This is a genomic window from Ensifer sp. 38_S197, assembly GCF_056924495.1.
Map to the genome: position 1 here is coordinate 1,923,677 of NZ_JBXOVZ010000001.1, position 11,593 is coordinate 1,935,269.

The window sequence follows — 11,593 nt, forward strand, 5'->3', positions numbered from 1 at the left end:
GACTTGATCATCAGGAGAGCATCTTGGACCGAGCCGTAGAAGAGATCGACGGGTTTGCAGAGCAACTGCGCAGAGCGGCGGCCAACGACGCCAGCGAAAATGAGGGCAGGGCAAACCCCGTCCGGGCACCCGGTGCGAGCCCAGGCGTCAGGGCTTTCCCGACACCTCCGGCCACCCACGTGACCCCACCGCCGACGAATATCGTGCCCCAGCCAGTCAAACCCGTACCGACGACCACAAACGCGGCGCCTCCGGCAAACAATGCCGCGCAGGTGGGCAGCGTCGCACAGCGCGCCTGCCCCCCGAAAGTCGAGAACCCGGCCAAGGTAGAAACGCTCTCGGCCCTGCGTGATCGGATGTCGGCGGAACAGCGGCCAGCGCAAGAGCAACGTAAGCCCGATGTCGACAAACCGGTTGTCTGGCCGGCGGCCGAAGTGAAGGAGAGGAACTCGCCGCCGGGCATGGTCGTGATCGATGGCGATCGCGGGCCGATCAAGGCAGAGGCGCGACCGTCCGGCAAGGATGGCGACTCTTCGAGCGGCAATGGTGGTCACGGCGGCGGCGCAAGCGTCTTTCACCAGCGCCTGGGACCGGTGGATTTCACCGCGAGCCTCAAGGCCGGCCTCAAAGCGATCAGGCAGAACCTGATGATCGTTATGGTGTTCACGATCGCCACCAACGTCCTCGTACTCGCGATACCGGTTTATCTGTTCCAGATTTCCGATCGGGTACTGACCAGCCGCTCGATCGACACGCTGGTGATGCTGACGGCCCTGATCGTCGGCGCGGTGGTGCTGCAGACGATTTTCGACGGTATCCGCCGCATGATCCTGATGCGGACGGCGGTGGAGGTTGCCGCCCAGCTCGGCGCGCCGATCCTGAGCGCCGCCGCAAGAGCCGCCCTTCACAGCAACGGGCGTGAATATCAGACGCTCGGCGACCTGCAGCAGCTTCGCGCTTTCCTGGTATCGGGAACGCTGCTTTCCTTTCTCGACGCGCCGATCGCGCCCTTCTTCGTGCTGGCGGTATTCCTCATCCATCCGCATCTTGGCGCGATCGTCATTACGTCGGCCATTCTTCTCCTGATCGTGACGCTGTTGAACCAGCGGGCGACCGCGGCCGGGTTCGGGGAGGCGACCAACTACCAGACGAAGGCGAACCTTCATCTGGATTCGATGTCGCGCAATTCGCAGATCATCAATGCGCTGGCGATGATCCCCGAAGCCGTCCACATCTGGGGCAAGGACATGGCCGGCTCGCTCAAGGCTCAGGTTCTGGCACAGGACCGCAACATCGCCTTCGCGTCGCTCTCCAAGGCGGTGCGGCTGCTCACCCAGGTGACAATGCTCGGCTGGGGCGCGAACCTGGCTCTGCACGGCCAGCTGACGGGCGGCATGGTAATCTCCGCCTCGATCATCGCCGGCCGCGCGCTCGGCCCCATCGAAGCGGCGATCGAGGGCTGGCACCAGGTGATCCAGGCCCGGGCCGCCTATGGGCGGATTTCCGCGCTGTTGCATACGTCTCCGCTCAATTTCGAGCGGCTGAAACTGCCGCGGCCCGAAGGACGCCTCGACGTCGAGCGCCTGCTCTTCGTTCCGCAGGGCACCAAACGGGTCGTGCTGAACGGCATTACCTTCGCGCTCGAGCCGGGCGACTCGCTTGCGGTGATCGGCAGTTCCGGTGCCGGCAAGACGACGCTGGGAAAAATGCTGGTCGGCTCGATCCTGCCGACGTCAGGCAATGTCCGTCTCGATCTCATGGACCTTAGGAACTGGGACCAGCGCCAGTTCGGTGAGAGCATCGGGTATCTGCCGCAGGACGTGCAGCTTTTCCCGGGGACGATCAAGGCCAATATCGCCCGCATGCGTGAAGATGCCACCGATGCGGAGATCTACGCCGCCGCCAAGCTTGCCGACGTCCACGACATGATCGCGATGTTGCCACATGGATACGAGACCGTCGTTGCGGCCGACGGTTCGCCGCTCTCGGGCGGCCAAAAGCAGCGCGTCGCGCTGGCGCGCGCCTTCTTCGGCAATCCACGCATGGTCGTGCTCGACGAGCCCAATTCCAATCTGGACACGTCAGGCGAAACGGCGCTCACGCGCGCGCTGGCGCATGCAAAGCGCGAGAAGATCACGGTCATCACCATCACGCAGCGCCCCGCGCTTCTCAACAGCGTCGACAAGGTCCTGCTGCTGGTGAACGGCACCGTGGCCCTCTTCGGCTATCGGCAGGATGTTCTCAAGGCGCTCGCTGCGCGCGGGGTGAACACCGAAGGTAATCCACTCGATCAGACCCAACTTCCGTAGGCAATCATGACGGACGTAGCCAAAGTACAGGACCTGACATGGTACGCGGAGGTACCGCGCTCCATATGGCAACACACGCTGATCGGTTTCGTGCTTATCGGCGTCACATTTGGCGGCTTCGGTGTCTGGGCCGTTACCGCACCGTTGGCGGCGGCGATCATCGCACAAGGCAGTTTCGTCGCCACCGGCCAGAACAAGGTCATCCAGCATTTCGAAGGCGGGATCATCAAGGAGATCCTGGTCAGCGAGGGCGATCGCGTGATGGCAGACCAGCCGCTGATCCGTCTCGACGAGACGGCCGCGCTCGCCAATGAGCGCCAGTTCTTCCTGCGACGGGCAAGGCTTGAGGCGATCGTCGCCCGCCTCAATGCGCAGGCGCATGGTCTCAAGGAGATCACATTGCCCGATGTTCTGACATCGCACCTGAAGGACGATCCGGAAATCGCGCCGATCGTGCAAAGCCAGCAGCTCAATTTCCAGACGTGGAGAAGCAAGCTCGATAGTGATATCGGCCTGCTGAAGCGCAACATCGAGAGCCTGGAATTCCGGTCCGAAGGCTTCCAGGAGCAGTTGAAGGCGGTCCGCGAGCAGCGCGCCCTTCTCGACGAGGAATACGCCGGCAAGAAAGTGCTGTTGGCGAAAGACCTGATCCGGAAGACGGAGATCAAGACCATCCAGCGGGCGATCGCCGATGCCGAAGGCCAGATCGGCCGGCTGATGTCGGAAGTTTCCGAAACGGGTGCACAGATCCTGAAGCAGGAGCAGCAAGTGAACCAGACGGAAGAGAGCTACAAGGAGGCGGCTCTCGACGAGTTGCAGAAAGCTGAAGCCGAACTGGACACAGTGCGCGAGCAGTTGCGCGGGGCTACCAACGTGCTGCGCCGTGCCACGATCAACGCCCCGGTAACCGGGACGGTCATCAGGATGCACTACCACACATCAGGCGGCGTCATCGAAAGCGGCAAGCCGATCATGGAAATCCTGCCGGCCGACGTGCCTCTCATCATCGAGGCACAGGTCCTGCGCACCGAGATCGACAATATCAAGGTCGGCGAGAAGGCAACCGTGCGACTGACGGCGCTCAATCAGCGCACGACGCCAGTTCTCAACGGGCAGGTCTTCTATGTGTCTGCCGACGCCTTGCCCGTGCAGACGCAGGACGGGACGCGCGAGGTTTACCTGGCCCGCGTCAGTCTGCCGGCCAGTGAACTCGCACGGGTCCATAACTTTGCCGTGACGCCGGGCATGCCGGCCGAAATCCTCATCCAGACGGCCGAGCGGACCTTCTTCGATTATCTTACGAAACCGATCCGCGACAGCATGGCCCGCGCCTTCATGGAAAACTGATCCTGGCCTTTCGACGGTCGTTCGCAGAGCGTACCAATCGCCTGGGTTACATGCCGTAGCTTCAATTCGCGGCGAAGCAATAGAAGAGGCCCTCGCCACCGGTACCCTTGAAGGCTTCGATGGTGCAGCCTCCCCGTGTCACCCGTTGCGCGCAGGACGCATGGCTGGCTTGCGAAATCCCCGCTACGATTTCGGCGCGATCGCTATATATTCAAAAGCATCGAAGCGATGCACCTCCTCCCGCAGAGCTTCGACAGGCGAACGACTTTCTCCTCCTCCCAAAGGTCGTTTGTGAGATCAGCGCCACTCCTCCTCCCAGGGCTGCTGATCGGTTTTCTAAAGAGCCTGCCGCTCCTCCCGCGGCGGGCTCTTTTGTTTTTCGCCCGATGGAAACCTCACCTTGCGCACATACGCCGAGAGCGACGGTGGGTGCATGGCGCGCTCCAACTTCGCGGAACAAAGCGCCGGCTGGACGGTTGAATATCAAGGAGGTTCCAATGTCTATCCGGCAGTTGAAATCCAGTGTGGAACTGAAATCACCGCGATGGGCGTTTCACCACGGCGCGGGGAGCCTTCGCCGGGCGCAAGGCGCTGAGGCGCGCAGCCGAGCGGTAAAGGAAGAACCGCGCGCGCAGGTTGTCGACGCGGGCGACGGCGGCCTGGTAGCTCCCGACCTTGACGTCACCCTTGAACCGGATCGCAGCCGCCAACCGTCTCCGCACGATTATAGCCGTCCGGCGGTCAAGCTTGGCAAGCTGGGTTCCATCCAGGATATGCGTGACGAGGACTGCTCCGGCGGGCCGGTCTGGTTGGCCGTGCTCGGCGATAATACCAGCGACGCGATGCGGCAGTTCATCGGCCTGGTGCTCGCCTTCATCTTCCTGTCAGCAGTCTTCTTCTGGTTCCTCGCATAGGGCGACGAAAACCTGCGGGTGATATTGCCCGATCTCTGCAGTGCCGCGACGGTTGACGGGGGAAGGCCGAACCCTAGATAACGGGCGACACGCCGCCCTTCCAACGCCAGCGAGCTCATCATGTACTATAGAACCTTCGGCCGCAGCGGCCTTCGCATATCCGAAATCGGCTATGGTGCCTGGGGCATCGGCAAGAGCCATTGGCGGGGCGCGAGCGACGACGAATCCGCCCGGGCCCTCAACCGCGCGGTCGATCTGGGCGTGAACTTCATCGACACCGCACTCGGCTACGGCCAGGGTCACAGCGAGAGGCTGATCGGGGCTTTGCTGCGAGAGCGGTCGGAGACGATCCATGTCGCCACCAAGATTCCGCCGAAGAACATGCAATGGCCTGCCCGCGCCGGCACGCCGGTTGAGCAGACCTTTCCTGCCGACCATGTGATCGCCTGTACCGAGATGAGCTTGCGCAATCTCGGGGTCGAGACGATCGACGTTCAGCAGTTCCATGTCTGGTCCGATGAATGGGTCGGTCGTGGCGACTGGCTGGAGGGGATCGAGCGGCTGAAGCGTGACGGCAAGATCCGCTACTTCGGCGTCTCGATCAACGACTATGAGCCCGACAACGCCCTGAGGCTTATCGAGACCGGCGTGGTCGACAGCGTGCAGGTGATCTACAACATCTTCGAGCAGGCGCCGGAGGAAAAGCTGCTGCCCGCATGCCTTGAACACAAGGTCGGCGTCATTGTTCGTGTGGCGCTGGACGAAGGCGGCCTGACCGGTCAGATCCGCGCTGACACCGTCTTCCCCGAAGGGGATTTTCGCGAGACCTACTTCCGGGGCGAGCGCAAGCGCGAGGTGGAGGAGCGCACGCAGAAGATCGTCGAAGACCTGGAGATCGCGCCCGATGCGCTCGCCGAAACGGCGCTGCGCTTCGTTCTCAGCCACCCCGCGGTATCGACGGTCATTCCCGGCATGCGCTCGGTGCGCAACGTCGAGCGCAATTGCGCCATCGGCGACGGCCTGGGCTTGCCGGATGCTCAGCGCGCAAAGCTGAGCGCCCATCGCTGGCGGCGCAACTTCTACCGGGATTGAACGGCCTGTTTCGCCCGCCTAGCCGAGGATCGGAGAGTGGCGCGGCGGCTGGATCGATCTTGGTTCGGCCTGCCGATTGCTCGCCGCAACTCGGCCGCCTGGAGGGCGTGCGTCGCGCCGCTGATACCGTTCTCGCGTCGCCACATAGGGACGCGATGCTGCTTGCGCTGCATGTTGGAGGCGGGAGGCTTCTGGGATTACCGGAATAAGCACTGGCCGTCGCGAGGGAGCCGCATCGGCCGAGCTCCGTTGGAGGAAAGGCAATGTCGGAAACAGTCAATGTCCGCTACATGGTCGACGACGTAGAGGCGGCGATCGCCTGGTACACGGCCCATCTCGGCTTTTCGGTTCTGTCGAATCACGCGCCGGCCTTCGCGGATGTCCAGCGCGGTGCGTTGCGGCTCCTGCTCAGCGGGCCGACGAGTTCTGCGGGCAGGCCGATGCCGGATGGCGAGAAGCCGGGGCCCGGCGGCTGGAACCGCATCCATCTGATTGTCGACGACCTCAAGGCCGAAGTGGAACGGCTGCGCCACGCCGGCGTCACGTTTCGCAACGACATCGTCACCGGTCCCGGAGGGGCGCAGATCCTGCTGATCGACCCCTCCGGAAATGTCATCGAACTGTTTCAGCCAGCGGGCCGATGACTTTCGCGCCCTGAGCACGTTCGTTGATGCCACGCGTACCGCTGGGTGCGAGCGGTGGGTTGGGTCTCAGCCGGCGCTGGTGTCGATCACTTCGAAATCGTGCGTGATCGTCGCGGTCTTGGCGAGCATGGCCGAGGCTGAGCAGTATTTTTCGATCGAGAGCGAGATGGCGCGTTCGACCTTGTTGACCGCCAGCCCGCGCCCCTTGACGATGAAGTGCATGTGAATGCGGGTGAAGACGCGGGGTTCCGTCTCGGCGCGATCCGCATCGAGTTCCACAACGCAGTCCTCAACCGGTTCGCGGCCCTTTTCGAGGATGTGGACGACATCATAGGCCGAGCAGCCGCCCGTGCCGATCAGCACCATCTCCATGGGGCTCGGCCCCGGCGTGCGCCCTTCTTCACCGAAGGCGGTTCCCAATACGACTTTGTGGCCGCTTCCAGACTCTCCGACGAAGGTCCGGTCTTCCACCCATTTGACGCGTGCTTTCATGTGTCTCGTCCCATTGCAGCAATTGCCCGGATCATGGACCCAGGGGGTCGGGGTCGATGATCTCCAGTTCACATAACGTCTCAAAGGGTTTTCGCAAATGGCCCGCTTTCGCTAAAATGGAGCCTGTGTTCATTTGCACGCGAAACAGGGCGAGCATCAAGTCGGATGAACGAGACGACCGGAAAATCGGCTGACAGTTCCGGCGCGGTGGTCCATCCGCCGATCGCCTGGGTGTTGGCAGTAGGGGGCGGCCTCGTGCTTGACCGCCTCTACCCGCTGCCGTTTGTGCCCGACGCGGTGCCCGGAGTTGTGGCCGGTGGCATCGTTTTTCTCGCCGGTCTGGCACTGCTGATCTGGTCAGCCATGACCTTCGGGCGGGCGGGAACCGAGATCCAGATCGACCGGCCGACCACCACGATCGTTGAATCCGGGCCTTACCGCTTCACGCGCAACCCGATCTATACGGGCATGTTCCTCGGCTTGGTCGGCTTTTCCATCGTCTTCGACAGCCTGTGGCTGCTGATCCTGCTGCTCCCCTTCTACCTTGTCATCCGCTATGGCGTCGTCGCCCGCGAGGAAGCCTATCTCGAGCGCAAGTTCGGTGATGTCTATCGCGCTTATAAGGGACGTGTCAGGCGCTGGCTCTAGATCACGACGATCAGTGAGAGGGGAGGGATGCGAGCGGAAACCGCACGCAGTTTCCTCATCCCGCTCGAGCGTGAACCAGGTACGGAGAGCTTGAAACCGCCCGGAGGGCTTCGGCCAGTCGCTCGATGTCGCGAGGCAACAGCCCGGCAATGTTGATGCGACCGTTCGCGGTTCCATAGACGCCGAAATCCTCGCGGAGCCGGCTCATCTGGTGCTGGTCGAGCGGCAGCAGCGAGAACATGCCTTTTTGACGGCGCAATGCCTGGAACGTCTCTGGAGCGCCGCAGCGAGCGAGCGCCGCGGTGAGGTCGCGGCGGACCTCGGCGACGCGCCAGCGGCTTGCCTCCAGTTCGGAAAGCCACATTCCGGGGCTTTCGAAGAGGTGCGCGGCAATGGCAGCGCCGTGCTCCGGTGGCATGGAATAGTTGGCTCGCGTGATCCTCTCCAGTGTGGCACGAATGTTGCCGAGCAGGTTTCTCTCTGGCGCGATCATCATCGCCGCACCGGTCCGTTCGCAGTAAAGGCCCATGTTCTTGGAGCAACTTGCCGCAACGAGCACCGTGTCGAGTTCTTGAGCGAAATGGCGCAAGCCCGCAGCATCCTGTTCGATCCCGTCGCCGAAGCCCTGATAGGCCATGTCGATAAGGGGGATCAGTCCTCTCTCCTTGCAGAGCATGGCAAGCCGGCGCCACTGCTGTGATGTCGGGTCGATACCGGTGGGATTGTGGCAGCAGCCATGGAGGAGAACCACGTCACCCCGGCGGGCTTCCTCGAGATCTGCGACGACCGCGTCGATATCAAGGCCGGCCTCGTTCTCCTGCCAACGGAACGCCCGCACGATCAGGCCCGCGGCAGTCATGATCGGGCGGTGGTTCACATAACCGGGATTGGTGTTCCAGACCGTCGCGTGCGGCGAGACGAGCGCTATGAAATCGGCGAGGACGCGAAGCGCGCCAGTGCCACCAACCGTCTGGATCGTGCATTGACGGTCGAGCGCCTCGGCGCCTTCACCGAGAAGGAGTCTCGACATTCCATCGTTGAACGCCAGGTTCCCGGAGAGTGCCCTGTAGGCTTTGGAGGCAACGGCGGAAGCGAGGCGCGCCTCAGCGTCCTGCACGGCTCGCATCACCGGAGTTTGGCCCGAAGCATCGCGATAGACCCCGACGACGAGGTCGATCTTGTCGCCGCGACGATCCTGTCGAAATGCGTTGATGAGGGCCCACAACGGATCGGGGTCGGCGATTGGCAGAGCAGCGAGCATGCTTGGGTTCCTGTCGTTCTTGAAACTAATGGCGGTTTGCCAGGATCACGCCCGTGGTGATGACCAGGATGCCGATGGCGGTCGCGAGCGCGAGGGCCTCGCCGAGGATCGGAATCGCCATCAGGCTTGCAAGCGCCGGCGCGAGTGAGCCGAGCGTCGCGCTTCTGGCGGCGCCGAGCCGCGAGATCGCGAAGGCGTAGCCGACGGTCGAGACGAGACCGACGCCGAGCCCCTGGACCAGAATGAAGGGCAGGGCCTGGTGCCACGAAAATTGCCCGATATGCATGGTGACGGCGCCCGTGAGCAGCAGTGGAGCGAGGATGACGAGCGAGCCGATGGAGAGCAGCAGACCGTTGCTGATCGCATCCACGCCGGTGCGGCGAAGGCCGATCGTATAGGCGCCCCAGATAAGGCTCGCGATCAGCAGCAGGCCGACGCCGCGCAGCGTCTCGGTCGTTACCGCATGCTTCTGCCCGGCGACGATGCCGATGACTCCGGCAAGGATCAGCGCGAGTGGCAGCCAGCGCTTCCTCGCAATGCTCTTTCGCTCGAGCAGAAGCGCGAGCAAGGCAACGGAAAGCGGCGTCGTTCCTGCAACCAGCGCGCCGACATAGGCCGCGGATGTCGCCTTGGCGCCCTCGGAGACGACGAAGAAGAACGGCACGCCGCCGAGCAAGACCAGGGCCGCATCCCGTAGCTTGACCTTGCGAAGCGCGGAGAGCCGCTGAGGGATGGCCGGCAGCAAAGCGATGATGGGGATCGCGAAACGGATGACGGCGACGTCGGCGGTGGCGAGCGGCGACGCCCCGATCGCCCGCATGGTCAGCGCAAAACCCGCCCAGACCAAGACGACGATGGAGAGCACGACGTAGCCGGTTGCCGTTGGTGTCAGCCATCCGGTTCTCGATTGCTGGAAATCTGACGTCACATCGGTCATGCGGAGCCTCGCTGTCTGGATGGCTCACATGATATGCTTCTCGGGCTGTCGATTTCTTGCTATTTCACTGGCCTGGCACATGGACTTTGGCAGAATCTGCCAACAAGGAGGGGTGAATGGACGAAAAGGACAGGCAGATCATCTGGGCGCTGCAGAAGGACGGCCGCCTTTCCAATCAGGACCTTTCCGAGAAGGTTGCGCTGTCGCCGTCGCCGTGCCTCAGGCGGCTGCGTTTGCTCGAAGAGGCGAAGATCATCAAGGGCTACACGGCGATCGTCGATGAGGAGGCCTATGGTCTGCCGATCACGGCCTTCGTCCGCATCCGCCTGGAGCGTCACTCCGAAGCCTCCGTCGCCGCCTTCGAACGCAAGGTGAGAACAATCGACAATATCCAGGATTGTTACGTCATGACCGGCGAGGCGGACTATCTGCTGCGTGTCCTGGTGACAAGCCTCAAGGATTACGAACAGTTCGTCCGCACGCAGTTGCACAACATTGAGGGCATTGCGGCGATCGATACGAGCTTTGCCTATGGCACGGTCAAGCGTGCGACCGTCTTTCCGCGTCTGTGAGCGGCCAGCGAGTGCCGGGCCTCGTCACGCCGCCCAGCGTCGGAAGATGACGCTGGCGTTGACGCCACCGAACCCGAAGCCGTTCGAGATGGCATGATCGAGCGGCATCTTTCGTGCCGCCCCAGAGACGATGTCGATGCCGTCGGCAGCCGGATCCGGCGTTTCAAGGTTGAGCGTCGGCGGCACCGTCTGGTCGCGCAGCGCAAGCACGGTAAAGACTGCCTCCAGACCACCGGCTGCGCCCAGCAGATGTCCGGTCGCGGATTTCGTCGCGCTGACGGCGATTTCTCCGTTGCGGCCGAAGACCGATTTGATCGCCTCGATTTCGCCCCTGTCGCCGACGGGCGTCGATGTGGCATGGGCATTGAGATGACGGATATCGCCTGGCCGAATGCCGGCCTGGGCAATGGCGATCTCCATGGCTCGCCGGGCACCCGCACCGTCCTCCGGGCCCGAGGTGATGTGGTGGGCATCGGCCGTCGTGCCGTAGCCGACGAGTTCGGCGATCGGCGTCGCGCCGCGCGCCAATGCGTGCTCCAGCGCCTCGATCACGACGATGCCGGCGCCTTCACCCATGACGAAGCCGTCGCGATCGACATCGAACGGTCGCGAGGCGCGATGAGGCGTCTCGTTGAATCCGGTCGATAGGGAGCGAGCGGCGGCGAAGCCGCCGAGGCTGATGGTGTTGATGCAGGCTTCCGCCCCGCCGCAGATCGCGATATCCGCCTCGTCAGCGCGGATCATCCGGGCCGCATCGCCGATTGCCTGGACACCTGCGGCGCAGGCTGTTACCGGCGCGCCGATCGGCCCTTTGAAACCGTGACGGATCGAAACCTGGCCGGCGGCGAGGTTCACGAGAAACGAGGGCACGGTGAAGGGCGAGAGCCGCCGCACACCGCGCTGGTCGACCGTGCGGACCGCCTCCGAGATTGCCGGGAAGCCGCCGATGCCGGACGCGATCACCGTGGCCGTGCGCTGCTGTTCGATCGCGCTTGCAGGCTTCCAGCCGGACTGCTCGATTGCCTCTTCCGCTGTCGCCAGCGCCAGCAGGATAAAGCGGTCCATCTTGCGCTGGTCCTTCGGCGGAACGATCCGATCGGGATCGAAGCCAGCGATGGCGTCGTCGGTAAGGGTGGGCACCGTCCCGCCGATCTTGCTGCCAAGGTCGGCGACGACCTCATCCGGCAGACGCCGAAGCCCCGAGTGTCCGGCAAGAAGCCGCGACCAGCTTGCCTCTACGCCTGCTGCCAAAGGGCTGATGGCCCCCATGCCTGTTACGACGATGCGACGCATCTATTCTCCTGACCTAGGTTTACACAGCCCGAACGGAAAACCATTCGTGTTGTTGCGAAATTGCTCTGGTATGCGGGCCGCAAC

At 63.3% G+C, this 11,593-nt stretch carries 11 protein-coding genes; 7 read left to right on the forward strand and 4 right to left on the reverse strand.

Annotation, left to right across the window (positions count from 1 at the left end; translation table 11 throughout):
* The first annotated feature begins 23 nt into the window (after positions 1-23).
* The 5 genes from AC1Z3V_RS08950 to AC1Z3V_RS08970 all read left to right on the forward strand — a co-directional run bounded on the left by AC1Z3V_RS08950 (position 24) and on the right by AC1Z3V_RS08970 (position 6,306).
* Positions 24-2,309: a type I secretion system permease/ATPase gene (locus AC1Z3V_RS08950; protein ID WP_483498378.1), complete on the forward strand. Its 2,286-nt coding sequence runs from the start codon at positions 24-26 to the stop codon at positions 2,307-2,309.
* A gap of 6 nt (positions 2,310-2,315) precedes the next feature.
* Complete coding sequence (locus AC1Z3V_RS08955; protein WP_483498379.1) at positions 2,316-3,656, forward strand: HlyD family type I secretion periplasmic adaptor subunit; 1,341 nt, start codon at positions 2,316-2,318, stop codon at positions 3,654-3,656.
* Positions 3,657-4,132: 476 nt separating this feature from the next.
* Entirely contained in the window at positions 4,133-4,570 is a 438-nt protein-coding gene (locus AC1Z3V_RS08960; RefSeq protein WP_483498380.1) for a hypothetical protein, read from the forward strand.
* Positions 4,571-4,690: 120 nt separating this feature from the next.
* Positions 4,691-5,662 (forward strand): aldo/keto reductase, encoded by a 972-nt coding sequence (locus tag AC1Z3V_RS08965; RefSeq protein ID WP_483498381.1) that lies wholly within the window; start codon positions 4,691-4,693, stop codon positions 5,660-5,662.
* Between the two features lie 263 nt (positions 5,663-5,925).
* Entirely contained in the window at positions 5,926-6,306 is a 381-nt protein-coding gene (locus AC1Z3V_RS08970) for a VOC family protein (RefSeq protein ID WP_483498382.1), read from the forward strand.
* 66 nt (positions 6,307-6,372) lie between these two features.
* On the opposite strand, the gene AC1Z3V_RS08975 is transcribed toward AC1Z3V_RS08970, so the two are convergent.
* Complete coding sequence (locus AC1Z3V_RS08975) at positions 6,373-6,798, reverse strand: OsmC family protein (protein WP_483498383.1); 426 nt, start codon at positions 6,796-6,798, stop codon at positions 6,373-6,375.
* Between the two features lie 165 nt (positions 6,799-6,963).
* On the opposite strand from AC1Z3V_RS08975, the gene AC1Z3V_RS08980 reads away from it, so the two are divergent.
* A complete protein-coding gene (locus AC1Z3V_RS08980; protein WP_483498384.1) occupies positions 6,964-7,446 on the forward strand; it encodes a methyltransferase family protein in 483 nt (160 codons plus the stop codon).
* A 55-nt stretch (positions 7,447-7,501) separates the two neighbouring features.
* Here AC1Z3V_RS08980 and AC1Z3V_RS08985 read toward each other — a convergent pair whose 3' ends face one another.
* Positions 7,502-8,707 carry an aromatic amino acid transaminase gene (locus tag AC1Z3V_RS08985; RefSeq protein ID WP_483498385.1) on the reverse strand — a complete coding sequence of 402 codons (1,206 nt, stop codon included), beginning with the start codon at positions 8,705-8,707 and terminating at the stop codon, positions 7,502-7,504.
* 25 nt (positions 8,708-8,732) lie between these two features.
* Entirely contained in the window at positions 8,733-9,644 is a 912-nt protein-coding gene (locus tag AC1Z3V_RS08990; protein ID WP_483498386.1) for a DMT family transporter, read from the reverse strand.
* A gap of 116 nt (positions 9,645-9,760) precedes the next feature.
* Between AC1Z3V_RS08990 and AC1Z3V_RS08995 the strand changes: the two genes are divergently transcribed.
* Positions 9,761-10,216 carry an Lrp/AsnC family transcriptional regulator gene (locus AC1Z3V_RS08995; protein ID WP_173518946.1) on the forward strand — a complete coding sequence of 152 codons (456 nt, stop codon included), beginning with the start codon at positions 9,761-9,763 and terminating at the stop codon, positions 10,214-10,216.
* Between the two features lie 24 nt (positions 10,217-10,240).
* Here the strand turns inward: AC1Z3V_RS08995 and fabF are convergent, their stop codons facing one another.
* The gene (gene fabF, locus AC1Z3V_RS09000; protein ID WP_483498387.1) at positions 10,241-11,509 is read right to left on the reverse strand and encodes a beta-ketoacyl-ACP synthase II; all 1,269 of its coding nucleotides are present in this window, start codon (positions 11,507-11,509) and stop codon (positions 10,241-10,243) included.
* Positions 11,510-11,593 lie beyond the last annotated feature (84 nt).